Annotated in this window: 25 protein-coding genes; 18 read left to right on the top strand and 7 right to left on the bottom strand. The window is 57.2% G+C overall.

Features of this window, described 5'->3' with window-relative positions; translation table 11 throughout:
- Nucleotides 1-86: 86 nt before the first annotated feature.
- Nucleotides 87-1295: a hypothetical protein gene (locus tag I9182_RS14415; protein ID WP_209598731.1), complete on the top strand. Its 1209-nt coding sequence runs from the start codon at nt 87-89 to the stop codon at nt 1293-1295.
- Between the two features lie 8 nt (nt 1296-1303).
- Here the strand turns inward: I9182_RS14415 and I9182_RS14410 are convergent, their stop codons facing one another.
- The gene (locus I9182_RS14410) at nt 1304-2245 is read right to left on the bottom strand and encodes a YcaO-like family protein (protein WP_209598730.1); all 942 of its coding nucleotides are present in this window, start codon (nt 2243-2245) and stop codon (nt 1304-1306) included.
- A 68-nt stretch (nt 2246-2313) separates the two neighbouring features.
- On the opposite strand from I9182_RS14410, the gene I9182_RS14405 reads away from it, so the two are divergent.
- A complete protein-coding gene (locus I9182_RS14405; RefSeq protein WP_209598729.1) occupies nt 2314-2625 on the top strand; it encodes a hypothetical protein in 312 nt (103 codons plus the stop codon).
- 32 nt (nt 2626-2657) lie between these two features.
- A complete protein-coding gene (locus I9182_RS14400; RefSeq protein WP_209598728.1) occupies nt 2658-4277 on the top strand; it encodes a hypothetical protein in 1620 nt (539 codons plus the stop codon).
- A gap of 6 nt (nt 4278-4283) precedes the next feature.
- Here the strand turns inward: I9182_RS14400 and I9182_RS14395 are convergent, their stop codons facing one another.
- The 3 genes from I9182_RS14395 to I9182_RS14385 all read right to left on the bottom strand — a co-directional run bounded on the left by I9182_RS14395 (nt 4284) and on the right by I9182_RS14385 (nt 6875).
- A complete protein-coding gene (locus I9182_RS14395) occupies nt 4284-4667 on the bottom strand; it encodes a carboxymuconolactone decarboxylase family protein (RefSeq protein WP_209598727.1) in 384 nt (127 codons plus the stop codon).
- A gap of 235 nt (nt 4668-4902) precedes the next feature.
- A complete protein-coding gene (locus I9182_RS14390; protein ID WP_209598726.1) occupies nt 4903-5991 on the bottom strand; it encodes an aromatic ring-hydroxylating dioxygenase subunit alpha in 1089 nt (362 codons plus the stop codon).
- Entirely contained in the window at nt 5988-6875 is an 888-nt protein-coding gene (locus I9182_RS14385; RefSeq protein WP_209598725.1) for a MurR/RpiR family transcriptional regulator, read from the bottom strand. The genes I9182_RS14390 and I9182_RS14385 overlap by 4 nt, the downstream gene beginning before the upstream one ends.
- A 68-nt stretch (nt 6876-6943) precedes the next feature.
- On the opposite strand from I9182_RS14385, the gene I9182_RS14380 reads away from it, so the two are divergent.
- The 6 genes from I9182_RS14380 to I9182_RS14355 are packed head-to-tail and all read left to right on the top strand — an operon-like array spanning nt 6944 to nt 14530.
- Nucleotides 6944-9397: an FAD-dependent oxidoreductase gene (locus I9182_RS14380; protein ID WP_209598724.1), complete on the top strand. Its 2454-nt coding sequence runs from the start codon at nt 6944-6946 to the stop codon at nt 9395-9397.
- On the top strand, nt 9397-10479 hold the full coding sequence (locus tag I9182_RS14375) for an alcohol dehydrogenase family protein (RefSeq protein ID WP_245220588.1): 1083 nt from the start codon (nt 9397-9399) through the stop codon (nt 10477-10479). The genes I9182_RS14380 and I9182_RS14375 overlap by 1 nt, the downstream gene beginning before the upstream one ends.
- The gene (locus tag I9182_RS14370; RefSeq protein ID WP_209598723.1) at nt 10476-11054 is read left to right on the top strand and encodes a dimethylsulfonioproprionate lyase family protein; all 579 of its coding nucleotides are present in this window, start codon (nt 10476-10478) and stop codon (nt 11052-11054) included. Before I9182_RS14375 ends, I9182_RS14370 begins: the two co-directional genes overlap by 4 nt.
- Nucleotides 11051-12157 (top strand): enolase C-terminal domain-like protein, encoded by a 1107-nt coding sequence (locus I9182_RS14365; RefSeq protein WP_209598722.1) that lies wholly within the window; start codon nt 11051-11053, stop codon nt 12155-12157. The genes I9182_RS14370 and I9182_RS14365 overlap by 4 nt, the downstream gene beginning before the upstream one ends.
- Nucleotides 12154-13257 carry a mandelate racemase/muconate lactonizing enzyme family protein gene (locus I9182_RS14360; protein ID WP_209598721.1) on the top strand — a complete coding sequence of 368 codons (1104 nt, stop codon included), beginning with the start codon at nt 12154-12156 and terminating at the stop codon, nt 13255-13257. The genes I9182_RS14365 and I9182_RS14360 overlap by 4 nt, the downstream gene beginning before the upstream one ends.
- A gap of 1 nt (nt 13258) precedes the next feature.
- Nucleotides 13259-14530 carry an aminotransferase class III-fold pyridoxal phosphate-dependent enzyme gene (locus tag I9182_RS14355; RefSeq protein WP_209598720.1) on the top strand — a complete coding sequence of 424 codons (1272 nt, stop codon included), beginning with the start codon at nt 13259-13261 and terminating at the stop codon, nt 14528-14530.
- Nucleotides 14531-14753: 223 nt separating this feature from the next.
- On the opposite strand, the gene hemC is transcribed toward I9182_RS14355, so the two are convergent.
- Nucleotides 14754-15719, bottom strand: coding sequence for a hydroxymethylbilane synthase (hemC, locus tag I9182_RS14350; RefSeq protein ID WP_209598719.1), 966 nt, complete (start codon nt 15717-15719; stop codon nt 14754-14756).
- A 106-nt stretch (nt 15720-15825) separates the two neighbouring features.
- Between hemC and hemE the strand changes: the two genes are divergently transcribed.
- Nucleotides 15826-16860: a uroporphyrinogen decarboxylase gene (gene hemE, locus I9182_RS14345; protein WP_209506669.1), complete on the top strand. Its 1035-nt coding sequence runs from the start codon at nt 15826-15828 to the stop codon at nt 16858-16860.
- 81 nt (nt 16861-16941) lie between these two features.
- Here the strand turns inward: hemE and I9182_RS14340 are convergent, their stop codons facing one another.
- The gene (locus I9182_RS14340) at nt 16942-18030 is read right to left on the bottom strand and encodes a CaiB/BaiF CoA-transferase family protein (RefSeq protein ID WP_209506668.1); all 1089 of its coding nucleotides are present in this window, start codon (nt 18028-18030) and stop codon (nt 16942-16944) included.
- A gap of 170 nt (nt 18031-18200) precedes the next feature.
- On the opposite strand from I9182_RS14340, the gene I9182_RS14335 reads away from it, so the two are divergent.
- The 6 genes from I9182_RS14335 to uvrC all read left to right on the top strand — a co-directional run bounded on the left by I9182_RS14335 (nt 18201) and on the right by uvrC (nt 24888).
- Nucleotides 18201-19130, top strand: a complete 930-nt coding sequence (locus I9182_RS14335) for an ABC transporter ATP-binding protein (protein ID WP_209598718.1) — start codon at nt 18201-18203, stop codon at nt 19128-19130.
- The gene (locus I9182_RS14330; protein ID WP_209598717.1) at nt 19127-19888 is read left to right on the top strand and encodes an ABC transporter permease; all 762 of its coding nucleotides are present in this window, start codon (nt 19127-19129) and stop codon (nt 19886-19888) included. Before I9182_RS14335 ends, I9182_RS14330 begins: the two co-directional genes overlap by 4 nt.
- 114 nt (nt 19889-20002) lie before the next feature.
- Complete coding sequence (locus I9182_RS14325; protein WP_209598716.1) at nt 20003-20800, top strand: S49 family peptidase; 798 nt, start codon at nt 20003-20005, stop codon at nt 20798-20800.
- 171 nt (nt 20801-20971) lie between these two features.
- Complete coding sequence (locus I9182_RS14320; protein WP_209506717.1) at nt 20972-21934, top strand: calcium/sodium antiporter; 963 nt, start codon at nt 20972-20974, stop codon at nt 21932-21934.
- A gap of 21 nt (nt 21935-21955) precedes the next feature.
- Nucleotides 21956-22735 carry an SDR family oxidoreductase gene (locus I9182_RS14315; RefSeq protein WP_209598715.1) on the top strand — a complete coding sequence of 260 codons (780 nt, stop codon included), beginning with the start codon at nt 21956-21958 and terminating at the stop codon, nt 22733-22735.
- 290 nt (nt 22736-23025) lie between these two features.
- Nucleotides 23026-24888, top strand: a complete 1863-nt coding sequence (gene uvrC, locus I9182_RS14310) for an excinuclease ABC subunit UvrC (protein ID WP_209598714.1) — start codon at nt 23026-23028, stop codon at nt 24886-24888.
- On the opposite strand, the gene I9182_RS14305 is transcribed toward uvrC, so the two are convergent.
- Nucleotides 24885-25769 carry a DMT family transporter gene (locus I9182_RS14305; RefSeq protein ID WP_209598713.1) on the bottom strand — a complete coding sequence of 295 codons (885 nt, stop codon included), beginning with the start codon at nt 25767-25769 and terminating at the stop codon, nt 24885-24887. The genes uvrC and I9182_RS14305 overlap by 4 nt on opposite strands.
- A 174-nt stretch (nt 25770-25943) precedes the next feature.
- Here I9182_RS14305 and pgsA point away from each other — a divergent pair, with 174 nt between their 5' ends.
- Nucleotides 25944-26612, top strand: a complete 669-nt coding sequence (gene pgsA / locus I9182_RS14300) for a CDP-diacylglycerol--glycerol-3-phosphate 3-phosphatidyltransferase (RefSeq protein ID WP_209506661.1) — start codon at nt 25944-25946, stop codon at nt 26610-26612.
- A 3-nt stretch (nt 26613-26615) separates the two neighbouring features.
- Nucleotides 26616-26861: a molybdopterin converting factor subunit 1 gene (gene moaD, locus I9182_RS14295; RefSeq protein WP_209506660.1), complete on the top strand. Its 246-nt coding sequence runs from the start codon at nt 26616-26618 to the stop codon at nt 26859-26861.

Here is a 26861-nt window from a genome sequence, read left to right as displayed (position 1 = left end):
TGATGGCAGATCAGCCCTGCATTTCAGATACAGATCGGTGTTCGGTGATGGCTGTTTTTCAATCTCCAGGTTGCGCCGATAGGGGGGTGAGTGAAGCCGCCCTGTCGGACTGGAACTCGAGAATTGAAGGGTTCTTCGATGGCAAAGGAGTGAGCCCGTTCCTGGTCATGGACCCAGACGACATTGTCGATGGTCAGATATCGACGGGGTTTAAATGGTCTGCCAACCCGCGCGAGCCTCGGGATTGTCTGGGCGAGGAGTTGGCCGCCAGTCTTTCGGATCAGGGTTGGGCAAGCAGGGCTGAGCTGCACAATGAATTTCTGGAATATGCGCTGGTTTTTCGGCCCGATTCCGAAGGTAAAATGCGGCCGAAGCGCTTTGTCGCCACGACTGAACTGATGGAGTGGTGGAGAACCATGGCAGTGTTCGATCTGAATCACTTCCTTTCGGTCGTCGAAACAGTATCCAGATGTTCATATTCCTGCGAAGAGTTGTTCGGGGTTTCACGAGCAGACTGGTGCGCATTGGACGTGCCTCAACGCATCGCTCGTTTTCACAAAAGACTGGTGGGAACAGATTTTGCCCATCCACCAGAGCATCCGTTGAATATCGAACATGCTCTGTTCATGATCAGAGAGACGAACAGCCTGAGCGACCTGATCGCCATAATGCATCTTTCCTCATTCCCCTATGTTGTCGGCCATGGTGATAACAGAAGGCCCGCGCGACTTGATGAGGTGTTACATTTTGCCGACCGACTGGATCTGTATTGTCGCCATGCGGGATCTGGGTTGGCGGGTGAAGCCCTTGATCTGGCCTTCTCCAGGGGCACGGCGACACCGACAGGGCGCGCAATGGCGTTCGCGAATCCTCTGGGGCTTTATTTTCGGGCGTTTCACATGTCCGAACTCTTCGTGGATGCGGTGAATGTGCCGACAGATTGGGTGCGTTATCCGCGCGGTGAAGCGGGAATGCCCATGCGCCTTGAGTTCGGGCCGGGTGACGATGATCCGCGGTTTCTGGACGATATCACCTTGGGAACAGGGTCAATCGCACGGCCTGTGTCGGGTTATGCGCTTGCCAGCCTGATCGAGGTTGGCCCCTTGATAACTGTAGCGGCCAAACCACGCGCGATCACAAGGGTCGAATTTGTTGAGGTGCCGCCAGTTGATCCAAGCGATATCGTTTGTGGACTGCCGGAAACCCAACGATGCAAACAGATTTCTGATTTTGCGGACCGGACCGAAACTGAGGTTTTTGGCAACGTGGCGCCAACTTGCCAATTCAGTCACTGACAGACGTTTCAAACCGGCACGGCTTTGACAACGGGCAAAGGTATTTCCGGCGCGGTCATATCGAATATGGCAATCGGACGACCGGCCGCGTTGGCCGTTGCTGTCAATGCGGTCATCAGCGTCGGGTCGGGGCTTTGCCAGGCATCCACATCGAAAGAGGATGCCGGAGTTGCCGGGCGATCGGTTCGCGCGCCGCGATACAGTCGGAACAAACGCGCCTGTACCTCATTCATCGTGTCATCTGTCACGCCGGTGTGGTCAAGCGTCACCATATTGCGCCACGAGACAACCGCTTCGCATGCCGCGTGCCAGACACCTGTCGCCAGATCGGCGGAAAAAGCCGTTCCGTAAGTTGGTCGCCCGCCATCCGCATCGGCGCAGACCGCACGCAGCAGCAGGCCGACGCCCGAAACCATGCGAACGTGAACGCTCAGATGACGCAGGTTGGTGTTCAGCCAGCGGGTCAGATCGCGCGGCAGCGCTGTTTCGGGCAACACCTGGTCGAACCCGTGTGGTTCAAGCGCGTGTTCCAGACATTCAAGCGCGGCCCACAGCGCAGCGGCTTCATGCGTTGGTCCCGCTGCGGCCCCCTTCGACGTGATCTGCCCGCCGCTGCCCGGAGCACCCAGAGCAAGGGCATCATTTGGCAGAACATGCGTGGCACCATCCGATGAAATCAGGCTTTCGCGGGTTTCGGGCGAATCCGCGCTGTATTGCAGCGCATAACGTTCGATCGCTTCGAAACCCGAAAGCCGGGCGGCTTCGTTCCGGTTACGCGCTGTGCCAAAGGACACGCGATGGTTCATTGCGCCAGCGGGTGGCACTGTTCCGTTTCGCAAATTGATCATGCGAAAGGCGGTGTGGATCGGAGCACTTTTGGGAAATTCAGCAAAAGAAGGTCCGGAAATAAGCCCTGCGTTTTCGGCCAGTTCAATCAGCGCGTCGGTCATTTTTGTTTCCGGATAGGTATGTAACGGGTTATACAAATGGTTGTGGTTGTTAAGAAAGGACTTTTAGTATGGCTCGTTTGACTATTAATCCGAAATACACACTTAAGGATCTTGGGTGTGAAGTTCTGAACGCCGCCCGGAGCAACGCGTTGGGGTCACAAGAGGGTCGCGACGCGGCTGAGCGAAAGATTCATGAAATCCTTGCTGATGTCGGCAATCCTGCGGTGGAGTTTGTTTATGATTCCAAGGGTAAGGTTCATATCGTCATCCCCGATCTGAGCGATAAAGAGCCAGACCCAAATCCCGATCACGAGTCTTGGTGCTGTAAGCTGGCCTATGAAGCGATGGGTGGCATTGTTGTTTATGGCTGTGGTTCCTGATTGCAGTATCTGAACTTGCCTGAGGAGTTTGTTTGAGCAAGGCAAAAACCAAGATATTCCTGACCGGTCCGTTTCAGGTGATTTGCGACGACGGCCAGGATGCAACACCACGCGGCACCAAGGCGAAAGCGCTTCTCGCCTTGGTGTTGTTGTCTAAGAATGCTGTTCGCAGCAGGGCTTGGCTGCAAGACAAACTTTGGAGCAAAAGCTCACCCGCGCAGGGTGCGGCTTCGTTGCGCAAGGAACTTAGTGTCCTGACCAAGCATCTGGCCGGGTTCAAGCTGGAGTTTCTGGACATCGGGCGCGAGAATGTCTCCATCGACCTGAAAGCGCTTGAAATCGATTTGTTTGATGAACCGCTTCAACCCGATCGCGCCGAGCTTCTGGAAGGGTTGGATGTTGCAGATCCGGAGTTTGAAGACTGGTTGGCCGTTGAACGGCAAGCGTATTGGGATGTTGGTTTTGACGAAAATGCACCCGTTCCGGTCGGCGCGCGCTTTCCACCCCATTGGGGGCGCCAAAGACCGGCTATTGTAGTCGAGCCGTTTGAAGTAATCGGTGACGATAACAACATCGACGTGGCAGCGGCGTCGATACGGGATGAGCTGCTTTTCCTGTTGGGCACCCTGTCGGATGTCATCGAATTGCGCGATGCGCGCAGGCAAGAAGGGCCTGTCGACGGTTATATGCTAAGCGGCAGCGTGGTAGCGGCCGAAGGGCTGCGGGTGGCGGCACAATTAACATCAACCGCGGATCAGGTGTGCCTGTGGACCGAACGTTTCCGGTTTCGGGAAAAGGATACGTTTGACGCCGTAGAAGAAATCGCAATGAAAGTTGTCGAAGCGCTTCAATTGCGGCTGCGGGATGGTCACTGGTCCGATATCTGGTCAGCACGCGCCACATCCACCGAAGTTTGGACCGCATTTCAGAATGGTCGCATTCAGGAGAGCCTTACGACCAAGGACGGCCTGTTTCGTGCCATCCGCCAGTATGAGGTCTGTTTGCAGCGCGATCCGGACTATCTGCCTGCGCGGATCGCTGTCGGATTCTGCCGTCTGGACCTGATCCGGTTGGGCATGGAAGATTCACCGGAACAAATGTTGGCACTGGTCGAGGCCGACTGCGCCATCATGCGTGGAAAACACCCTACGGATCCCTATTGCGCTGCGCTCGAAGCGTTTACCCACAACGTTGCTGGCCATACTGCCGAAGCTTGTCAGCTGATGCGCAAGGTACTTGAGCGGTTCCACAGCAGCCCCGAATTGCTGGGCTACTATGGTGTCTTGTTGATGTATGATGACCGGCTTGAGGACGGAATTGCCACGTATCGGCAGGCCCTTGCGTTAACGCCGCACCCACCGATCTGGATCGAGGCGAACCTGTCCATGACCCTTGCCCTCTCCGAAGACAAGGCAGCATGGCAGCACGCGCATAATGTCTTGCGAGTGGACCCCGGCAGCGTGCGCGCACGGGTCGTGTTATGCATGTTGTCTGCCGCCGCTGGCAACCAGTCACTGGCACGCCGGCACGCCCGTCGCATCCTGGAATTGCAACCGGGTTTTACGGCCAAACGCTGGGCCTGGCCTGGCTGTTTCAAAAACAGAAAATACTATGAAGAAGGCGCACGGTTGTTGGCCGAAGCAGGTCTGTGATGGTGGCTATTTGCCTTCCAGCACTTGACGGGCGACGCGGAAACACTCCAACGCCTGCGGAACACCGCAATAAATCCCGACCACGTGGATGATGGCGCGTATTTCTTCTTTGGTCACTCCGTTGGTGATGGCACCCCGGCAGTGTATTTCCCATTCATGCATCTTTCCCAAAGCGCCGATCATGGACAGGTTCATCATCGATCGCGTTTTTGCGTCGATCACATCATCCCCCCAGCCAAAACCCCAGCACCAGGCGGTCATGGCTTCCTGAAACGGGCGCGTGAAATCATCTGCTGCTGCAAGGTTCTTTTCCACATACTCTGCGCCCAGTGTATTCTTCCGTTGTTCCAACCCTTTCAGGAACAGGTCTTCGTCAAATAAGTCGGCCATTGCGGGTCTCCGATTTTACAGCGTGTCAGGCGGTGTTTGTATGCGGGATCGTAGTGTGATTTCATCCGGTGGTGTACCTGTATACCCGGTCCGGCATGTCCACCATGTCGATATACCCAAGTGCTGTGGGCAAGAACCGGTCGATTTCGCAAGGGTGCCATTCCTTGGGCATCAGCGTGGTTGATCTACCCGCTCAAGGGCAGGGCAAACAGGTTATGTCTGCCTGGGGTGGGTTTCATTCCACGGCCTCGCGCATCCATTGTTGCAACTTGGCGATTGAGTGTTCGGACATCACACCGCAGCCCGGATCCAGCACCAGCGGGCCGGGGCGGTAACCGCGGGATCTGAGGCCGCGATGCACGGATTCCACAAGCCGGATGTCTTCTTCGACCGTTGTTTCCCTGTCCTGAACGGCCAATTGCCTGATCACCGCGCTTTCCGAACCACCTTCGGTGTACCAACCGCGCCAGACGGTGCAGTGATCCGTGTCACTTGCGCGCCAGTGATATGTGTTCAGCACATTGCCCGGATAGCACTGGAACGAAAACATCGGCCACAGGAACCAAGACTGGTAATCTCCCGCATGAGGCACCGACAGGTCGATAGGGTAGGTCATCTTGTCGAGACTCTGACATTCGGTCGTGTGGCGCAGCACGAAACCGCCGCCTGCATCGGGTTGGATGTCGTAGGTTTCGGGCTTGACGACACCTTCAGCGAATGTCGGGTGGTTGGTCGGACAGTGATAACACTCCGAGTAATTCTCGACGCTGACCTTCCAGTTGCAGTGTTCGGGGATCTCGACCCATTCCAGCGGCTCAAGCTCGTCGACATGCGGGACAAATGTACGGATTTCCTGCCGCACTCCGGGATACCAGTCGTCCATCGGGGCTGCGTTGTCGTCGAGATTGACGAAGATGAATCCATTGAAGATTTCGGTCCGGACCGCCGTCAGGCAGATTGCACTGCGGTCAAATCCGGGGACGGATTTGATATTTGGACCTGCGCGCAGCTGGCCGGACAACTCGTAGGTCCACGCGTGGTAAGGGCAGACGACGACGCGGGTGTTTCCTGCACCTGAGACCATTTCATGCGCACGGTGCTGGCAGACGTTATAGAAAGTGCGAATTTCGCCATCGCGCCCGCGAATGCAGAACAGGTTTTGCCCGGCGATCTCAAAAGCAAAGTATTCCCCTGTTTCCCGAACCTGCGCGACATGGCCTGCGAACTGCCATGTTCGGGCCAAAAGCCCCTGCATCTCCTTCTCGAAAATGGCAGGGTCGGTATAGTAGCGCGCGTCCAGTGAGTGGGTCAGCGGTACCTTCATTCGGGTTCCTCCGCATAGATGCCAAGCTGATGGCGACGACGATGGAAACGTTCGACCCGTTCGACGATCTCGTCGCTGGATACCGCGATCACGAAAGACAGCAGCGTTTCCAGCAGCGCGATGGTCGAAACGGATGACGGGAAAAACTGCGGGGTATCTGCTGCGACGACAAACCCGTGATGGGCGTTCCGGATCACAGGGCTGGCCGGACTGTCCGAGATACCTATGACAGTCAGGCCCTGCTGACGTGCCAGTTTGACCGCCTCGATCACTTCCGTTCGGTAGGGATGACAGGTGATCGCAATCAGCACGTCCTGCTCATCGGCCCAGGCCAGATCGTCTACCGGGGTTGAACCGGGGCGGGGGATTGCATGAAACTGCTTCATCCCGGTCGAAGCCAGATAAGTAAAGTTGCGCGCGTTGGAGTTGTTGACGCCTACGCCGAGTGTGAAAATCTGGCGAGAATTCCAGATGACTTCGGCAGCAGATTTCAGGCGGTTTGCGTCGATCCCTGCAAATGTTTCCTCGATATTCCGGATCGCGGCACCGATCATATCGGCATACAGCCCGCCCAATTCACCGGATTTGCCGATGTCCTGAAGCCATCTGGCGCGGTCTGGAAACGACACGCGCCCTTTTCGGATCGCGTCGCGAAAGGGTTCGCGAAAATCTTCGTACCCTTCAAACCCCACTTGCCGTGCCATGCGCACGAATGTGTTGGGCTTGACCTTTGCCGCCTCAGCAATTTCGCGCACGGTTGAAACCCCTACATCCGTAGGGTTTTCCAGAACGTAACGCGCGGCTTTCTGCGCCTCAGGGGTCAGGGCGTCCCACTCTTCGGTCAGGCGATCCAGAACAATTGATGATACATTTGTGTCATTCATGATTGACGATGGTACAAATGTGGAATTAGCCTGTCGAGCAGAAAAGCGACTCGGGAAGAGGAAAAATCATGTCCGGGAATGAACTGCCGTCACACGCACGTGTGGTCATCGTCGGAGGCGGCGTCATGGGCGTTGGTCTGGCCTACCATCTGGCCCATGAAGGCTGGGGCGAAGAGACTGTTCTGCTGGAAAAGGCCGAGCTGACCAGCGGCAGTACATGGCATGCGGCAGGGCAGATTACGCATTCAACCTCAAGCTTTGGTCTGGGCAAATGCGTCGATTACAACATCGGCTTGTATTCCGGCCTGCTGGAGGCCGAGACAGGCCAGCCTGTCACGTGGCATGGCTGTGGCTCGTTCCGCCTTGCTTATACCGAGGATGAGATGGACTGGCTGCGCCACACCTTGTCGGTTGGTCGGTCGCTGGGCTTCAATATCGAGCTTGTCGGCCCCGAGAAGGTGGCCGAACTGCATCCGTTTTATAACCTCGAGGGTGTTCTGGGCGCGCTGCACACGCCCGATGACGGCCATGTGGACCCGACCAACGTGACCATGGCGATGGCCGCCGGGGCACGCCAGAAGGGCGTGCGCATTTTCCGCAGCTGCCGGGCGACGAACATCACGCAGGGCGCAAGCGGCGAATGGATTGTTGAGACCGAACGGGGCGCCATCATCTGCGAGCATGTGGTGAACGCGGGCGGCACCTACGCGCGCCAGATGGGCGAATGGTCCGGGCTGCAACTGCCGATGACGTCAATGACGCACCATTATTTCGTGACCGAGCCGGTGCCGGAATTCCAGAATCTGGACAAAGAACTGCCGGTGATCCGCGATGACCGCAAAGTCTCGGGTTATATCCGGATGGAGCAGCAGCGTGGCCTGATCGGAATATACGAGAAAGCGAATCCGAACTCGGTCTGGCATGATCATTGCCCTTGGGAGTATGAGAACTGGTTGTTCGACGCGGATTATGACCGGGTAATGCCATGGCTTGAGAAAAGCCTGAACCGGATGCCGATCTTTGCCGAGCTGGGCATTCAGCGCGATGTGCATGGGGCGATTTCGCACCCGCCTGACGGCAACCCCCTGATCGGTCCTGCGCCGGGTGTGCGGAAATACTGGTGCTGTTGCGGGACGCAGATCGGGATCGGCTGGGGCCCGGGTCTGACCCGAGAACTGGCGCGCTGGATGGTGCATGGGGCTGCCGATATCTCGATGCGGGATTTCGATCCGCGCCGCTTTGGCAGCTATGCCAGCAAAGACTGGCAGGTGACCAAGGCCGAGGAAGATTATTGCTTACGTCACGAAATCCCGTTTCCACACTTCAATCGACTTGCAGGGCGTCCGATCAAGCCGTCGCCACTGTATGAGTTGCTGAAGTCCAAGGGCGCGGTACATGAAGAGGTCTATGGCTTCGAACGCCCCCGCTGGTTCGCCCGGGACGGCGTGGAACAGCGCGATCACTATTCCTTCCGCCGCACTCCTGTCGACGACATGGTCGCGGCCGAGGTCAAGGCAGTGCGCGAACGTGTCGGCATCATGGATGTCACCGCCTTCACCAAAGTCGAAGTATCGGGGCCGGATGCCTATACCCTACTTGACCGGTTGACTGCTAACAGGATGCCACAAAAAGTTGGCTCGATCACGCTGACCCATATGTTGAACCGTCGTGGCCGGATTGAGTTGGAGACTACGATTGTCCGCATCGCAGAAGACCGCTTCTATCTGGTCTGTGCGGCGTTCTTCGAACAGCGCTTGCTTGATCACCTGGCACATCAGCGCAAGGGTGAAGTTGTGCAAATCACCGCGCTGTCTTCTGATTGGTCGGCCTTGTCGCTGAACGGTCCCAGATCACGCGAAGTTCTGGCGCGCTGTACGGATACCGATCTGAGCAATGGCGGGTTCCGCTGGCTGTCAGCGCAAGAGGTCACGATTGCCGCTCATAAACTCTGGGCGTTTCGCATGTCTTATGCGGGCGAACTGGGTTGGGAACTGCATATGCCTAACGCTGCCTGCCTTGATGTCTACAATGCGCTATGGGCTGCAGGCGAGTCGTACGGCATCGCGGACTATGGCAGTTTCGCCATGAACGTGATGCGGATGGAGAAGGGCTTCAGAGGGGCAGGTGAGCTGACCAACGAGGTCACTCTGGCCGAGGCTGGCGTGCTGCGCTTTGCCCGTACGGACAAGGATTACCTGGGCAAGGACAAGACGTTGAACACCGATTTGCCATGGATATGTGCCTATCTGCAAATCGAGCCGGATGGCGAAATTGACGGCCATGGAGGCGAGGCGGTGATGCTGGACGGGCGTGTCATAGGCTCGACGGCTTCGGTCGTATTCGGCCACACGGTCGGTAAGATATTGGCCTTTGCATACATCAAACCCCAAGCAGCAAAAGTGGGAACCGAATTGGAGGTCGTGATTCACGGCAAGCCGCGTCCGGCTCGAGTACTGGATAAGCCCGCCTACGATCCAGACAGCCTGCTGCCCCGCACAGACGCAGTAGTGGAGACCGCCTGATGAGCCTGCCCGCCACAATGAAAGCCATGGTCACGATGGGCCATGGAGGGTTAGAGCAGATAGTTCGGCACGATAACTGGCCGCGCCCTGAACCTGCGGAAGGCGAAGTGCTGATCAAGGTTGCGGCATGTGGGCTGAACAATACGGACGTCAACACACGGTCGGGTTGGTACTCCAAGACAGTCACAGCCGCAACAACCGGTGGCGCGTTTGAACAGGTTGGTGAAGATGATCCCACCTGGGGCGGTAATCCGATCACCTTCCCGCGAATTCAAGGGGCCGATATCTGCGGATATATCGTTGCCGTCGGCGAAGGTGTTGATCGTGGGCGTATCGGCGAGCGTGTCATCACGGATGGCTGGTTGCGCGATCCGGTGGAACCCGACAATATGGACAAGACTGGCTATTTCGGCTCGGAACGGGATGGCGGTTTTGCCGAATACGCGACAACTCTGGCGGTGAATGCTGTGGCAATCACCTCGGACCTGACGGATGCTGAACTGGCAACTTTTTCCTGCTCTTACTCCACCGCCGAAGGCATGTTGACCCGTGCCAATGTGACCGGCGAGGATACGGTTTTGGTTCCAGGTGCTTCCGGCGGTGTGGGCGGCGCGCTTGTGCAACTGGCCAAACGGCGCGGCGCACGGGTGATCGCGATGGCATCCGAATCCAAACACGCGGACGTGGCCAGACTTGACCCCGATGTCATTCTGCCACGCGCACCTGCGAACCTGCGCAAGGCGCTGAGCGCGGAAAAGATCAGTGTGGTTGCTGATGTCGTAGGCGGGCCATACTGGCCGAACCTGATCGACATATTGGAACGGGGTGGCCGTTATACCTGTTCGGGCGCAATTGCAGGTCCGATCGTCGAACTTGATCTGCGTACATTCTACCTGCGCGACCTGACCTTCACCGGTTCGACCGTCATTGACCCTCAGGTCATGAAGAACCTCGTAACATACATCGAGGCTGGTGAGATCAAGCCAGCGCTTGCCGCGACATACCCGCTGGAGGAGCTCCGAGAAGCACAAGCCGCGTTCATCGCCAAAGAGCACACTGGCAACATCGTGGTGATGCCATGAAGCTGGACGATGTTCTCGAAGCTGCCCGGCAAATGCACCATGCGCATCCTGATCTGTCTGCGTTCGCGCAATGGCCGGGTGATCTGAGCCAGACGGGGTTGGATCCCGCACCCATTCCCGCAACGAGACTGGTGGCAGCATTTGATCTAGTTGAAGACGTGCCAACCCGCGACCTGATCGCGGCGGTCAAAGCGACTGCGCATCTGGCACATTGGAAACACACCTACACCGAAACCGAAGTTGGTGCGGATTTCCTGAACCGATACGGCTATTATGAGCTGTTCGGTCCAACCGGACATTTTCACTCGACCCTGCTGCGTGGCTACATCGCGTATTGGGGGGCTAGCCTGAACTACGATTGGCACAGCCATCAGGCCGAAGAACTCTACCTCGTTCTTGGCGGAGGTGCGTTGTTCAAGGTCGATGGGGACGAAACATATGTTGGTGCCAATCAAACACGCTTGCACGCAAGTCGGCAAAGTCATGCCATGGTCACCACAGATCAGCCGATCCTGACTTATGTTCTGTGGCGCGGTGAAGGCATGGGTGATCTGCCCCGGATGGATATCGCATGAAGATCAAGGCTATCACAGTATATCACATCGACCTCCCACTGGAGCATCCATATTGGTTGTCTGGTGGGCGACTGAAATTCGAAACGCTTGACGCGACAGTCGTGAAAATCGAAACCGATGCGGGGTTTGTTGGCTGGGGTGAAGGGACGCCATGGGGCCATACCTATGTGCCGGCGCATGGTCCGGGTATCCGCGCCGGGATTGAAACGATGGCGCCGTTCATTCTGGGCCTTGATCCGCGGCGGGTTCTGGATGTGGAACGGGCGATGGATCTTGCCTTGCCCGGGCACCTTTACGCCAAAAGCCCAATTGATATGGCCTGCTGGGATATCGCGGGTCAGGCGGCCGGCGTGCCGATTGCCGATCTGATGGGGGGTGGATCGCGGACACCGCGCCCGATTGCGTCCTCGGTCGGGGCGAAAACTGTAGACGAAACGCGCGCGGTCATAGAGCGTTACCGCCAGCGGGGCTACATCGCCCATTCCGTGAAGATCGGTGGTGACGTTGAACGGGACATCGCGCGTGTTCGCGATGTCGAGAGTATTCGGCGACCCGGGGAAATCGTTCTTTACGATGTCAATCGTGGCTGGACGCGTCAGCAAGCGTTGCGTGTGATGAGCACCTGCGCGGACCTGAATGTCATGTTCGAACAACCTTGTGAGATGCTGGATGACATTGCTGCAATCTCGGGGCTTCACCCGTCACCCGTTTCAGTGGACGAAAGCCTTGTGACTTTGCAGGATGCGGCCCGTATCGCCCGCGATGGTCTGGCTCAGATTTTCGGAATCAAGTTGAACCGCGTCGGCGGGCTGACCAAGGCTGCACGCTTGCGGGATATCGCGCTGGCCCATGGGATAGACATGTTTGTAATGGCCACAGGCGGTACGGTTCTAGCCGATACCGAAGCATTGCATCTGGCCGCGACCATCCCGGATGAAAACTGCCTTGCCGTATGGGCCTGTCAGGACATGATCACGGTCGATATTGCCGGGGGGCGTGGGCCCCGGAATGTTGATGGTCACCTGCATTTACCCGAAATGCCGGGGCTTGGAGTGCACCCAGATGAAAGCGCGCTGGGCGATCCGGTGGGGGTATATGAATGAAAATCAACAAGATAACGCTCTGGTCTGTTGATCTGACAAGTCACGAAACCTACCATATGGCTGAAGGCAAGACCTGCGCCACTGTGAAATCCCATGTCCTGAGCCTTGAAACGGATACCGGTCACAGGGGGTGGGGTGAGGTTTGCCCGATCCCGCATTACCTGCCGGCCTATGCGGATGGGGTGCCGGGTGCCATTGCTGAGATGGCGCCTGAAATCCTCGGGATTACCCCATTTGGTGCAGACGCCCCCATGCGCAAGCTGGACGGGTTTCTGCAAGGGCATCAATACGCGAAATCGATCGTCGATATCGCGTTTTGGGACCTGTTCGGTCAGGCGGCAGGGATGCCGGTTTATGCGGTGTTGGGTGGGCGAGCGCAGGCGGATATGCCGCTCTATCATTCAATCACTTGCATTGCACCGGACGAGATGGCGCGCATTGCCAAATCCGCTTTTCAAACCGGTATCCGCCAGTTTCAGGTCAAGCTGGGCGTCGAGGGCGATTGGCAGGCGGATGCCGAACGGTTGATCAAAGTACGCGAAGCCGTGGGAACCGGGCCGTTGGTTTACGGTGACTGGAATTGTGGAGCATCGCGATTGCAGGCGACCCGTACCGGGCGTGCGGTGGCACATCTGGACGTGATGTTGGAACAGCCCTGCAAAACGCTGGAGGACTGTGCCGCTGTCCGTCAGGCTACCGGTCTTCCGATGAAAATCGACGAGAGTGCCTTTGATCTTGCCTCGCTGATGCGTGCGCATGACCTCGGGTGCATGGATGCGGTGGCGCTTAAACTTTCAAAATTCGGCGGATTGTCGGCAATGCGTCGTGTGCGGGACCTGACCGTGCATCTGGGCGCCGAGATTTGCGCGGAATGCACATGGGGGTCTGATATTATTACCGCGGCTTCACTCCACTTTGCGGCGTCGACGCCGAAGAGCTCCCTGATGAACACGTGTGACTTGTCGTCGTACGTGGCCCCGCGTCTGTGTCCTGATGCACCAAACCGTGAAAACGGCCGGATTGCTCCGCCCGAAGGTCCGGGATTGGGTGTGACCCCTGACCTCGAAATTCTTGGCACCCCGATTTTGGAGATTGATTGAGATGCTGAAGATCCAGACACAGTCCGAGTGGATAGCACGCGCAAAAGAGGTTCTGCCAGCTGGCGGTTTCGGCAACTTCGATCCGGGCATCATCATCGCCCGTGGTGAAGGCAGCCGTGTCTGGGACGAGGACAGCAACGAATATGTCGATTACCTGATAGGGTCGGGTCCGATGCTGCTGGGCCATGGCCACCCCGAGGTGATGGAAGCCGTATTGGAACAGTTGCCAAAAGGGATGACGTTTTTTGCAAACAACAGCAAGGGCATCGAATTGGCCGAGGCCATTATAGACGCCGTTCCCTGCTGCGAGCAGGTGCGCTTTGTCGCGTCAGGCGGCGAAGCCGACATGTATGCGATTCGCTTGGCGCGGGCTTATACCGGGCGCAGCAAGATTCTGAAGTTTGAAGGCGGTTACCACGGTATGAGCGCCGAGGCGCAGATGAGCCTTGCGCCAAGCCGCAGGGTCAATTTCCCACAGGCTGTTCCCGACAGCGCCGGTATCCCCGACAGCGTGGCCGAGCAGATGCTGATCGCGCCCTTTAACGATCTGGAAGCCGTCGCTGCTTTGCTGGAGGAAAATGACGACGTTGCTGCGATTATGGTCGAGCCTTTGCAACGGATCATTCCGCCAATGCCGGGATATTTGCAAGGCCTTCGAGGCTTGTGTGATCAACATGGTGTGTTGTTGATCTTTGATGAGATCGTCACCGGATTCCGGCTGGCTTATGGCGGGGCGCAGGAACGATACGGGGTCACACCGGATATCTGCACTTTGGGTAAGATCACGGGCGGTGGCTTCCCTCTGGCTGCGCTCGGTGCCAGCGTCGAGATCATGAAGCATTTCGATAAATCAAAGGTCGGGGAAGAAGGTTGGCTGATGCAGTTGGGGACCCTATCAGGGAATCCGGTCGCCTCGGTTGCAGGGCTTAAGACGATGGAGATTCTGCGGCGTGATAGCGCGTACGAGCGTTTGCGCGCAATTGGAAAACACTTGCAGCAGATTCAGACGGACGCCTTGAATGAAGCGGGTATTGCGCATCGGATATGCGGTGACGAGACTTTGTTTGACATCTATTTCACCAACGCCGAATGTCGTGACTATCGCAGCGCAAACCATGATGATCCACAGCGTAACGCCACTTATAATGCGGTGCTGCGCGCTCATGGAATCTTTAAGTCTCCGGGCAAGCTTTATCCGTCGCTGGCGATCACCGATGCGGATCTGGAACAGACACGCATCGCCGTCCGTCACGCAGTTGATGCGATTTCCTGAAGGTTGGATGTATACAACGTAAACGGGTCGCTGTTGAGTTCAACAGCGACCCGCTACCATTGGAAGTCGTGGGTCAGCCTCGCCCCCTCGAATACTGATTAAATCACCGGCAATCTGAAAACTTTTCGATACTTTCGAGACTGACCCGACTTCCTCATCGGTATGTCACTTTAATGCCCGAGAATCTCGGCGGTCACAGTGATCAAGTTCACACTGCCTTAAATTAATTTGAATTTTTCCAATCGAAAAAACCCGGACCTGCCTGTTCCAACAGGTCTGCCGCCATCACGCGGGCCATTTCCGGCCCGTCTTTGACGGAACCGGTCACATCTCTGTTCACGGTTTCCGATCCATCTGGGCGCAGGACTTCGCCGCGCAGCCTTAAGTTGTCTCCGTCCAGTTCTGCCAGACCAGCGATCGGAGTTTCGCAAGATCCGTCCAGCGCGGCCAGCAAGGCGCGTTCAGCGGCCAGCCGCCATCCTGTTTCCGTGTGATGAATCGCTTCAAGCATTTCAGCCGCGCGCATGTCGTTGCTGCGCCGTTCTATGCCAATGGTACCCTGTGCAATCGCGGGCAGCATGTCATCCGGAGAAATGGCGCTGGCTGGAATCTCGTCCATGCCCAGACGGCGAATGCCAGCCATGGCCAGAAAAGTGCAATCCGCGACACCGGCTTCCAGCTTTTTCAGCCGCGTCTGCACGTTCCCGCGAAACTCGACCACTTTCAGGTCCGGCCGCCGGCTCAGCAGCTGTGCCCGGCGCCGCAAAGACGAGGTGCCCACGACGGCCCCTTCAGGCAGATCGTGGATCGAGTTAAGGCGCGGCGAGATGAAAGCGTCACGCACATCCTCGCGCGGAAGGAATGTGTCCAGAACCAGCCCTTCGGGCTGCTCAACAGGCATGTCTTTCGTTGAATGCACGGCGATATCGATTTCGGCGCGCAACATCGCCTCTTCGATTTCCTTGGTGAACAGGCCCTTGTTGCCGATTTCCTTCAGGGGACGATCCGCATCGATCATAGCGCGATTATCGCCAGTTGTCTTGATCACGACGATTTCAAAGGCCGCTTCGGGTAGATCAAACGCATCGCTCAGGCGCTGGCGGGTTTCATAGGCCTGAGCCAATGCCAGCGGTGAACCACGGGTGCCAATTCTGAGGGGCGATGCGGGGGTGGGCAGGGTCAAAGTCATGTGCACAGCTTTAGTCGCGTCACATTGCCCTGACAATGGGGGCTGAGCTTGACAAATTGCCGCCGAAGGACGACCCGTTGCCAAAACCGGAATACTGGGGGCGAAAATGGCCGAGACAAAGAAACTGCTGCGGGCGCTGGCGGGTGAAGTACAGGATGTGCCGCCAATCTGGATGATGCGCCAGGCGGGCCGGTATCTGCCGGAATACCGGGCTACCCGTGCCCAGGCCGGGGACTTTCTGTCTTTATGCTATAACCCGGAACTGGCCGCCGAAGTCACATTGCAGCCAATCCGGCGCTATGGGTTTGATGCTGCGATCCTGTTTGCCGATATCCTGCTGGTGCCGCAGGCGCTGGGTGCGGATTTATGGTTTGTGACCGGCGAAGGCCCACGTTTGTCGACCATCACGCGGCACGCGGAGTTTGATGCGTTGAAGCCGATTGACGCAATTCATGAGACTTTGTCGCCCGTTTATGAAACGGTTCGGATCCTGTCGCGAGAATTGCCGTCTGAGACCACGCTGATCGGGTTCGCCGGCGCGCCATGGACGGTTGCGACCTATATGATCGCCGGGCGTGGAACACCCGATCAGGGACCAGCTCACGCTCTTCGAGAAAGCGATACTGTTTTATTCGAGGCGCTGCTGGATCGCATCACGGCCGCAACAATCGAGTATCTGTCGGCTCAGATCGACGCCGGGGCTGAGGTGGTCAAGATTTTTGACAGCTGGGCGGGTTCCCTGAAAGGTGAGGCGTTTCGCAAATACGCTGTGGAACCATGCCGTGTGATTACGCAGTCCATCAAGGAGCGTCACCCGGGTATTCCGGTGATTGGTTTCCCGCGCGAGGCGGGGGAGGGGTATATTGGATTTGCCAAGACGACTGGCGTGGATTGCGTCGCGCTGGACAACTCGGTGTCGCCCGATTGGGCCGCCAGACATGTACAGATTGAGGGTTGTGTACAGGGAAACCTGGCCTCGTCGCATATGGTGACCGGTGGGCAGGCTCTGGTGGACGAAACGCGGCGGATTGTCGAGGCGTTCTCTAAGGGGCCGCACATCTTCAACCTGGGTCATGGGATCACGCCGGATGCCGATCCTGAGAATGTTCAGTTGATGATCGATACGGTGCGCGCGCGCTAAGCAGATTAAAGGGGGCCAGCCCCCTTCTTGGCCTGCGGCCAATTCATCCCCCGGGATATTTTGGGCCAGATGAAGTGCGGATCAGCTCAGGCTGTCGAGCTCTGCGAGGATCTCTTTAGTATGCTCGCCGCGCATGGGGCTGGGTTTCGGGGTCCAGTCATGGCCTGAAAACCGTGGGGCGGCGGCGGCCTGAAATGCACCGTCAATGTCCTGCCAGCTGTTGCGACGGAGGTTCATCGGGTGTGAGCGGGCTTCGTCCGGGCTGAGAACAGGAGCAACGCAGGCATCTGTTCCGCGAAACAGGGCCTCCCAATGGTCGCGCGGTTGACTGGCGAAGATGTCGGTTAGACGGCGTGAAAGCGAAGGCCACAGATCACGGTCGTATTGCCGCTGAAACTCGGTATCGTTTGTGAGGCCCAGTAAGTTCAGAAATTGCATGTAGAATTTTGGTTCGAGGCATTGCACGGAAATGTAGCCGCCGCAGGCGCAGGCGTAGGTGCTGCACCAGTGGGGACCGTCCAACAGGCTTTGACCCCGGGTTTCAGACAGGTTGCCGGTTTGGCGCATTGTCATCAACAGGTTCATCATATGGGCCGAGCCGTCATAGATTGCCGCGTCAACGACAGTACCTGTGCCAGTGCGCTGTGCATTGATCAGTCCCGCCAGAACGCCTGCCACAAGATACATGGCCCCACCGCCGATATCACCCACCAACGTTGGCGGGGTCTGCGGTGCATGGCCGGGGTGTGAGGCATACCAGAGCGCTCCGGACAGGGCGATGTAATTCAGGTCGTGCCCCGCCGTGTCGGCCAGCGGGCTATCCTGCCCCCAGCCCGTCATGCGCCCGTAGACCAGTTTTGGATTGCGGGTCAGGCAGACATCGGGCCCGAGCCCCAGTTTTTCCATCACACCGGGACGGAATCCTTCGATCAGCGCATCGGCTGTGTCGATCAGGCGAAGCGCGGTCTCCAGATCATTGGCGTTCTTCAGATCAAGTGCGATGGATCTTTTGCCACGATCCAGCAGGGAACGTTCCGGCATACCCGGTGTCGCGGCGCCCCCTTTGCGATGGATTGTTATCACGTCAGCGCCCAGATCTGCCAGAAACATAGCTCCAAACGGGCCGGGACCCAGACCTTCAAGTTCGACAACACGTATTCCGTTCAGCATCAGGGCCCTCCGTTCCCGGCAGAGTTTGCTGGCTGGTGTCGGGATTGCAAGCCGGATGATTGCTGGCGCGGGCGGTCTTCCTTTTGGCAGTTGTTCATCACATGGTGCGGAATGGGCCTGTTATCCCTGTGTTCGGGGCGATAGGGTTTGGGCCAGAACGGGGAGCGGACATGACGACCATTTTATCCATCAGAGATCTGCGCAAATCCTACGCCGACGGGTTCGAGGCGCTGAAAGGTGTGTCTCTGGACATTGAAGAAGGCGAAATTCTTGCGCTTCTGGGGCCGAATGGGGCGGGAAAAACCACTCTGATCTCGACGATCTGTGGAATAACCACGCCAACATCCGGCACGGTCTCAGTCGGCGGGCACGACATTCAGTCGGACTATCGCGCAGCGCGCAGGATGATCGGGCTTGTCCCGCAAGAGATCGCGCTGGAACCGTTTGAAAAGGTCTGGAACACAGTTCGGCTGTCACGCGGGTTGTTTGGGCTGGGCAAAGACAACGCCCGGATCGAGGACATTCTGCGCAAGCTCTCGCTATGGGACAAGCGCAAGAACCCCATCAAGGAGTTGTCGGGCGGCATGAAACGCCGTGTGCTGATCGCCAAGGCTCTGGCGCATGAACCACGTGTTTTGTTTCTGGATGAACCGACGGCAGGTGTGGATGTCGAGCTGCGCAAGGATATGTGGGAAATCGTGGCCGAGCTGAAACGGGACGGTGTCACCATCATTCTGACCACCCACTATATCGAAGAGGCAGAAGCCATCGCGGATCGCGTCGGCGTCATCGACAAGGGTGAGTTGCTTTTGGTGCAGGACAAAGACACGCTTATGGCGCAGATGGGCAAAAAGCAGATTGTCGTCATGCTCACCGAGCCAATCGCCAAGATTCCCGGTGGTTTGGCCAGCCACAATTTGACCCTCAATGGCGCGGGGGATAGCCTGATCTATACATACGATACCCATGCGGATCGCACAGGAATTACGACCCTGTTGAATGACGTGTCGCAGGCCGGACTCGTGTTGCGCGACGTACAGACACGGCAATCGAGCCTGGAAGAAATATTTGTCAATCTGGTATCCGGAGAGGCGGCATGAACTGGACCGCAATCGCTGCAATCTACCGGTTCGAAATGGCCCGCTTCTTTCGCACCCTGGCGCAAAGCTTCCTGTCACCGGTTCTTTCCACTTCGCTGTATTTCGTGGTATTTGGCACCGCCATCGGCAGTCGAATTCAGGAGGTCGAGGGTGTATCCTACGGCGCGTTCATCGTCCCGGGCCTGATCATGCTGTCTGTGGTGATGCTGTCGATCTCGAACGCGTCTTTCGGAATTTATTTCCCAAAGTTTCTGGGCACCATCTACGAGCTGCTGTCGGCGCCGGTGAATTTTATCGAAATCGTGATTGGGTATGTCGGTGCGGCGGCCACCAAAGCACTGTTTGTGGGGTTGGTCATTCTGGCCACGTCGACCTTTTTCGTCGACATACGGATCGAACACCCCTTTGCCATGGCGGCGTTCTTGATCCTGTCATGTCTCAGCTTCTCGTTGCTGGGTTTTATCATCGGGATATGGGCCAGTAATTTTGAACAGATGTCATTGGTGCCGCAGCTTGTGGTCACGCCACTTATCTTCCTTGGCGGTACGTTTTATTCAATCTCGATGCTGCCGCCTCTGTGGCAGACGATCACGTTGTTCAATCCGGTCGTCTATCTGATTTCGGGGTTTCGCTGGTCGTTTTTCGGGCTTGCGGATGTGCCCATTGCCCTGAGCTTGCTGGCCATCATAGCCTTTACTGGGGTGTGTCTGGCGGTCATTGGCTGGATATTCAAAACCGGCTGGCGCATTCGCAGCTAACCCACGCCGGTGCGTTGCATTTTTGCCCATCGAGTGTGTGAATCTGGTTCACGTCGCGTTCAAGGTTTGAAGAGTCCCTTGTTTACGGGATGGCGGCACTCTACATCGGCACCCATGAAGCTCAGCCTGCCGTTCGTCAAAAAACACCCCTGTGTGGCCATCGTCCGCCTGTCCGGAGCCATCGGCATGGCCGGGCGCGGGTCCTTGAACGACGCCACGCTGGCGCCGGTTCTGGAGAAAGCCTTTCGCAAGGGAAAACCTGCGGCCGTGGCGCTTGAGATCAATTCACCAGGCGGATCCCCTGTCCAAAGTTCAATGATCGGTGCGCGCATTCGACGTTTATCAGAAGAACTGAACGTGCCAGTTTTCGCTTTTGTCGAGGACGTCGCTGCATCCGGTGGGTATTGGCTGGCCGCCGCAGCGGATGAGATCTGGGCCGATGACAGTTCCGTACTGGGATCGATCGGTGTGATCTCGGCTGGATTTGGCGCGCATGTCTTTCTGGCGCGGCAAGGGTTTGAGCGGCGGGTCCATACCGCTGGGAAATCGAAGTCCATGCTCGACCCGTTTTCACCAGAAAAGAAAGAGGATGTGGCCCGCCTGCAAGGGTTGTTGGGTGATATCCACGAGAATTTCATTGCGCATGTCAAAGATCGGCGCGGGGACAAGCTGAATCAGGAAGCGGATCTGTTCACGGGCGAGGTCTGGCTGGCGCGTCGCGCGCAGGAACTGGGGCTGATCGACGGCATCGCCCATCTGAAGCCAAAGATGCAGGACCGTTTCGGTGACAAGGTCAAATTCCGCCACTATGGCGTGAAAAAACCGATCTGGACCCGGTTTGGGGCCAACCTGGCGCAGGACGCTATTGCAGGATTAGAGGAGCGGGCAGCCTACGCGCGTTTCGGTTTGTGACGTGATCGTAAAGGCTGTCACTCTTTTTCTGATCGCTATGGGCGTATTGGCAATGTTCGGCAAGTTGCGGTTTCCCGGGCAGAAAAAGCTGAGCTCGGCAAAATGTCCGCGATGCGGTCGGTATCGCATCGGAAAGGGCCCCTGTACCTGTGAAAAAGGAGGCCGGGCTTGATCACCACGTGGCTGCTGTCTGGTCTTGGTTTGTTGATCCTGTTGCTGGCAGGCGATGCCTTGGTGCGTGGCGCAGTGAACCTGAGCCTGCGTTTAGGTGTCCCGGCTCTGATCGTCAGCCTTACGATTGTGGCCTTCGGCACGTCCGCGCCCGAGTTGCTGATTGCTATCAGCGCCGTCAAGGAACACGCACCGGGTATCGCGCTGGGTAATGTTGTCGGATCAAACACGGCCAACATCCTGTTGGTTCTTGGCCTTCCAGCGATGCTGGCAACGATCCACACCAGCGAGTGCGACAGCCGTAGGAACTATGCCTTCATGCTGATGGCGACGGCCTTGTTCATAGGGTTGGCGTTTTGTGGAACATTCACCGTCGTCAGCGGCCTGATCCTGCTGGCGGCTTTGGGCCTGGTTCTGATGAATGCCTTTCGTGAAGCAAAGGCGCACCGCAAGGCCTGTGGGGAAGCCTGTGCCGATGACGACGACCTTGAAGGCCTGGAAGAAGCCGATCCTGACATGCCTTACTGGAAGGTATCGGTTTACCTGATCCTAGGCCTTGTCGGCCTTCCAATGGGGGCACACCTGCTGGTGGAAAATGCGACGGTCATCGCCCGAACCTATGGTGTCAGTGAGACGGTTATCGGTCTGACCCTGATTGCGGTCGGAACGTCTTTACCCGAACTGGCAACAACCGTCATGGCCGCGTTGCGCCGGCAGGCCGATGTGGCCCTAGGCAACGTGATCGGATCGAACATGTTCAATCTTCTGGCCATTATCGGGATCGCAACCTGGTTCGGGCGTATCCCGGTTGATCCCGGTTTCCTGTATTTTGACCTTTGGGTCATGCTGGGCGCTTCGCTGCTTCTGGTTCCCTTTGTTGTTTTCAAGCAGGATATCTCTCGCGTTTGGGGTCTGGTACTGACCTTCCTTTATGCGCTTTATATCACAGTATTGCTGGTGTGATCTGACAAAACGAGGTGAAGCATGACCCGAGCTTTAGTGACCGGTGCCGGTATTCGCATTGGCCGGGCCATGGCGCTTTATCTGGCCGGACGTGGATATGATGTCGCAGTTCACTATGCGTCGTCAGAACGCCCCGCGCACGAGACTGTGGCAGAGGTTCAGGCATTGGGCCGACGGTCGGTGGCCTTGCAGGCTGATCTGCTCGACGAGGCACAGGTGCAGGACCTGCTGCCCAAAGCAGCCGAGGCTCTGGGCGGGCCGATCACCTGTCTGGTGAACAACGCCTCAATCTTTGAATATGACAGCGTTCACACCGCAACCCGCCAAAGCTGGGACCGCCATCTCGACAGCAATCTGCGCGCACCGTTCGTTTTGACCCAAGCCATGGCCGGGCAGGGGCTGGCCACGGACACAGACGAAAATGGCGAACCCCTTGCGACCGGTCTGATCATCAACATGGTGGACATGCGTGTACGCAAGCTGACACCCGAGTTCATGTCTTACACCATTGCCAAAATGGGGCTATGGACGCTGACCCGCACCTCGGCACAGGCGCTTTCCCCGGCAATCCGGGTCAATGCCATTGGGCCTGGCCCGACGGTACAGGGGCATCGTCAAAGCGCCGAGCATTTCCAGGCGCAACGATCGAATACTGTTCTGGAACGCGGGTCAAATCCATCGGATATCACTGCCGCATTGGGGTTTTTTCTGGATGCGCATGCGGTAACGGGACAACTGATATGCGTGGATGGCGGTCAGCACCTGGGGTGGAAAACACCGGATGTTCTGGGTGTGGAATGAGCATTTCCGTTGCAAGTTTTGCACCGCGCACGTTCATGTTACCTACGTGTTACAAAAATGTCTTTTTTTTCATACACTTGCTAAATGCCTGAAAAAATAACCATCAAAATCAATAGCTTGATAATGTGCCTATTTTTTGTGCAGGTTGATGAAGTGGTAATGAAACAAGGGAAATTCTAAGACTGTGAAAACTTATCTTCACACTTATCCACAGGAATCGTGGATTTGTTTTCTCTTGATCTGAGGCCCGCAAGATTGCAGCCAGTAAAAGAGAATCATATCGGAAACCCATGACTACCCACAGTGAATCGTCCCCGACCGGTTATGCCTGCATTCAGCGTTACGCAAAGACGCTGGACAGCTCACCGGGGGTGTACAGGATGCTGGATGCCGAAAGCCGGGTTTTATACGTGGGCAAAGCGCGAAACCTGAAGGCGCGGGTATCGAACTATGCAAGGCCGGGTCATTCGGGCCGGATCGAGAAGATGATTGCCTCGACCGCTTCGATGATGTTTCTGACGACAAGAACCGAAACCGAGGCGCTGCTGCTGGAGCAGAACCTGATCAAGCAGCTTAAACCGAAATACAATGTGCTGCTGCGGGACGACAAAAGCTTTCCAAACATCCTGGTCGCCAAGGATCATGACTTTCCTCAGATCAAGAAACACCGCGGGGCCAAGAAGGAAAAAGGCGCCTATTTCGGGCCGTTTGCCAGCGCGGGTGCTGTAAACCGCACGTTGAACCAGCTGCAAAAGGCATTCCTGCTGCGGAACTGTTCGGATTCCATGTTTGACAGCCGTACGCGGCCCTGTTTGCTCTATCAGATCAAACGGTGCTCGGGGCCGTGTGTCGGTTTGATTTCGGAACAGGATTACAGTGAAAGCGTAAAGGATGCAGAACGTTTCCTGTCGGGGCGCTCGACCAAGGTGCAAGAGGAACTGGCTGAACAGATGATGGCCGCGTCCGAGGCCATGGAGTTCGAACGCGCCGCCGGTCTGCGCGACCGTATCCGTGCGCTGACGCAGGTTCAAACTTCACAGGGTATCAATCCGCGCGGTGTAACCGAGGCGGATGTGATCGGTCTTTATATGGACAGCGGGCAGGCCTGTGTTCAGGTATTCTTCATCCGTGCCAACCAGAACTGGGGCAACAAGGATTTTTACCCGCGTGTAGGACCAGATGTATCTCCGGCCGAGGTGATGGAAGCTTTCCTTGGTCAGTTCTACGACAACAAGGAACCGCCGCGGCAGTTGATTTTGTCGGACGGGATCGAAAACGCTGATCTGATGCAGGAAGCTTTGACGGAAAAAGCTGGTCGTAAGGTCGAGCTTCTCGTGCCGCAGCGTGGGGAGAAACAGGAACTGGTTGCAGGTGCATTGCGCAATGCGCGAGAGTCTCTGGCCCGGCGCATGTCGGAAAGCGCGACTCAGGCCAAGTTGCTGCGCGGTGTGGCCGAGGCGTTTGATCTGGATGGCCCGCCCGGTCGGATCGAGGTTTACGACAACTCTCATATTCAGGGCACCAACGCAGTTGGCGGCATGATCGTGGCAGGGCCCGACGGGTTCATGAAAAACGCCTATCGCAAGTTCAATATTCGTGGCGATGACCTGACGCCGGGTGATGATTTCGGCATGATGAAAGAGGTTCTGAACCGTCGCTTCACCCGCCTGCAAAAAGAAGATCCGGACCGGGACAAAGGGCTTTGGCCCGACCTTCTGCTGATCGATGGCGGTGCCGGACAGGTCAGCGCCGTGCACGAGATCATGCAGGCCCACGGGGTCGAAGACATTCCGATGGTCGGTGTTGCCAAAGGGGTCGACCGTGACCACGGCAAGGAAGAGTTTCACCGGATCGGCCAGCGCCCTTTTGCGCTGAAACGCAACGATCCCGTCTTGTACTTTGTTCAACGGCTAAGGGACGAAGCGCACCGTTTTGCCATTGGCACCCACCGTGCGAAACGCGCCAAGGCCGTTGGTGCCACGCCGCTGGATGAAATCCCAGGTGTCGGCGCAGCACGCAAGCGCGCCTTGCTGACTCACTTCGGCAGCGCCAAAGCGGTAAGCCGGGCCAATCTGGCGGACTTGAAAGCGGTCGAGGGGATCTCGGCCGGGTTGGCTCAGAAAGTCTATGATTTCTTCCACGACAAGGGTTAGACCTGCCGCCCCCGCCACAGGATATACAGGCCCGAGGCCACAATAAGCGCGCTGCCGACCCACATGGTACGGTCCAGGCTTTCGCCGAACAGGGCGATACCCAACCCGATACCGAACAGCAGTCGCGTATAGCGGAACGGGGTCACGGCAGACACTTCACCCGTGCGCATTGCGTTCATGAGCGAGGCATAGGCCATGACGCCCATCAGAACCGCGCCCGTCAGATGCAGGCTGGTGTGCATGCTAACCGGTGTCATGGGGGCGCCTTCCCACGTCCGATAGGCAAGACCCGCGACGATAATGCTGAGGAAACCATAAAACCCCAGAACTTCGGTTCCAAGTGTGGCAGGGGCCGCGCGGCTGGCCAGATCACGCCCTGCGAACCCCAACATACCCAGCACGGCCAGTATCGACAGCAGTGAAAAACTGTCTCCGGTCGGTTGCAGAATAATGACGACGCCGATCATACCGACAAAAATTGCGCTCCATCGCCGCCAACCAACCGTTTCACCAAAGAATAATGCCGCGCCCGCGACCACAACCAACGGCGTCGCTTGCAGGATCACCGTGGCCGAGGACAAGGGCGTCAACGCGATGGCGAGCACATAGAACAGCCGACCAAAGACTTCGAACAGCACCCGAACTTTCATCGGGCGGGAGAGAACGTCTGGGTGTATCAGGCGTTTTCCACGAGCTGACGCCAGCGCGGCAAAGATTACGGACCCGCCCGTCCCGAACAGCACCAGTACCTGCCAGATCGGAAGTGCGGAGGATGCTGCTTTCAGCAACGCATCCTCCAGCGCAAAGCCCGCCATTGCCGCCACCATCCACAGGCTGCCGACCATGTTCGACCGGGCGTCGGTTTGAATATGCGCTGTCATCCTGTACGTTCCGCTTTGCAGTCGACGGATAATCTGACCGCAAAGACGTGAAACGCCAAGTGCACCAGGTCCAAAGCGTCGGACCTGCGGCGCTTTGACCAAGCTGTTGTGAGTGATGTAGTTTTTTACCGGTTTGTCTTTTCTGTCTTGAACCGTCGATATAGGGTCCAAGCCATGAAGTGGAATTTGCCCAATATCCTTACGGTTCTACGCCTGCTGGCTGCGCCTGGTCTGGCCGTTATGTTTTTGTACTTCACCCGGCCCTATGCGGACTGGTTCGCTTTGATCCTGTTCCTTTCGGCGGCGATCACCGATTGGTTCGATGGCTATCTGGCCCGTGCGTGGAAACAGGAAACCAAGATGGGCGCGATGCTGGACCCGATTGCCGACAAGGCAATGGTGGTGATCGCGCTGATGATTCTGGTTGGCTATTCGACCGAACACTGGACGCCATGGCTGGTGCTACCCGCCACCGTGATCTTGTTCCGCGAGGTTTTTGTCTCGGGCCTGCGCGAATTTCTGGGCGATGTGGCGGGGACGCTGAAGGTTACAAAGCTGGCCAAGTGGAAAACAACAGCGCAGATGATCGCCATCGCGGTACTGTTCTCGCAGGGTATCTTTGAACACTATGCCGTGATGGCGAGTTTCGGCATGGATGCCGAGCTGGTGGAACAGATCATCGCGGGGCAGGTTGAAGACGTGAACCACCTGCGCTGGCACATCAACGGCATGTTCTGGTCGGGTCAGGTCGGGCTGTGGTTGCTGTGGATTGCGGCGGCGCTGACATTGATCACCGGCTATGATTACCTACGTAAAGCCATGCCACATCTGAAGGAGATCTGAGGGATGGATGTGCTGTATTTTGCATGGGTACGCGAACGTATCGGTTTGCCAAAGGAAAAGGTCGAGACGCAGGCAGTCACTGTCAATGATCTGGTGGCCGAGTTGAGCGCGCGAGAAGAACGCTATGCCGCGGCATTTGCCGATTTGTCTGCTCTGCGCGTTGCACTGGATCAGGAGTTGTCGGACTTCGACGCCTCGCTGTCGGGCGTTCGGGAAGTGGCATTTTTTCCGCCAATGACAGGCGGTTGA

This window comes from Ruegeria sp. HKCCSP351 (assembly GCF_017872535.1).
GTDB lineage: Bacteria > Pseudomonadota > Alphaproteobacteria > Rhodobacterales > Rhodobacteraceae > Ruegeria.
Note: the sequence above shows the minus strand (reverse complement) of the source record. Positions and strands in the feature narration are given on the sequence as shown.

Coding starts and splice junctions, on each gene's coding strand:
- I9182_RS14410 (WP_209598730.1), bottom strand. CDS start 2,245: ATGACCGACGCGCTGATTGAACTGGCCGAAAACGCAGGGCTTATTTCC.
- I9182_RS14405 (WP_209598729.1), top strand. CDS start 2,314: ATGGCTCGTTTGACTATTAATCCGAAATACACACTTAAGGATCTTGGG.
- I9182_RS14395 (WP_209598727.1), bottom strand. CDS start 4,667: ATGGCCGACTTATTTGACGAAGACCTGTTCCTGAAAGGGTTGGAACAA.
- I9182_RS14390 (WP_209598726.1), bottom strand. CDS start 5,991: ATGAAGGTACCGCTGACCCACTCACTGGACGCGCGCTACTATACCGAC.
- I9182_RS14385 (WP_209598725.1), bottom strand. CDS start 6,875: ATGAATGACACAAATGTATCATCAATTGTTCTGGATCGCCTGACCGAA.
- I9182_RS14380 (WP_209598724.1), top strand. CDS start 6,944: ATGTCCGGGAATGAACTGCCGTCACACGCACGTGTGGTCATCGTCGGA.
- I9182_RS14375 (WP_245220588.1), top strand. CDS start 9,397: ATGAGCCTGCCCGCCACAATGAAAGCCATGGTCACGATGGGCCATGGA.
- I9182_RS14370 (WP_209598723.1), top strand. CDS start 10,476: ATGAAGCTGGACGATGTTCTCGAAGCTGCCCGGCAAATGCACCATGCG.
- I9182_RS14365 (WP_209598722.1), top strand. CDS start 11,051: ATGAAGATCAAGGCTATCACAGTATATCACATCGACCTCCCACTGGAG.
- I9182_RS14360 (WP_209598721.1), top strand. CDS start 12,154: ATGAAAATCAACAAGATAACGCTCTGGTCTGTTGATCTGACAAGTCAC.
- I9182_RS14355 (WP_209598720.1), top strand. CDS start 13,259: ATGCTGAAGATCCAGACACAGTCCGAGTGGATAGCACGCGCAAAAGAG.
- hemC (WP_209598719.1), bottom strand. CDS start 15,719: ATGACTTTGACCCTGCCCACCCCCGCATCGCCCCTCAGAATTGGCACC.
- hemE (WP_209506669.1), top strand. CDS start 15,826: ATGGCCGAGACAAAGAAACTGCTGCGGGCGCTGGCGGGTGAAGTACAG.
- I9182_RS14340 (WP_209506668.1), bottom strand. CDS start 18,030: ATGCTGAACGGAATACGTGTTGTCGAACTTGAAGGTCTGGGTCCCGGC.
- I9182_RS14335 (WP_209598718.1), top strand. CDS start 18,201: ATGACGACCATTTTATCCATCAGAGATCTGCGCAAATCCTACGCCGAC.
- I9182_RS14330 (WP_209598717.1), top strand. CDS start 19,127: ATGAACTGGACCGCAATCGCTGCAATCTACCGGTTCGAAATGGCCCGC.
- I9182_RS14325 (WP_209598716.1), top strand. CDS start 20,003: ATGAAGCTCAGCCTGCCGTTCGTCAAAAAACACCCCTGTGTGGCCATC.
- I9182_RS14315 (WP_209598715.1), top strand. CDS start 21,956: ATGACCCGAGCTTTAGTGACCGGTGCCGGTATTCGCATTGGCCGGGCC.
- uvrC (WP_209598714.1), top strand. CDS start 23,026: ATGACTACCCACAGTGAATCGTCCCCGACCGGTTATGCCTGCATTCAG.
- I9182_RS14305 (WP_209598713.1), bottom strand. CDS start 25,769: ATGACAGCGCATATTCAAACCGACGCCCGGTCGAACATGGTCGGCAGC.
- pgsA (WP_209506661.1), top strand. CDS start 25,944: ATGAAGTGGAATTTGCCCAATATCCTTACGGTTCTACGCCTGCTGGCT.
- moaD (WP_209506660.1), top strand. CDS start 26,616: ATGGATGTGCTGTATTTTGCATGGGTACGCGAACGTATCGGTTTGCCA.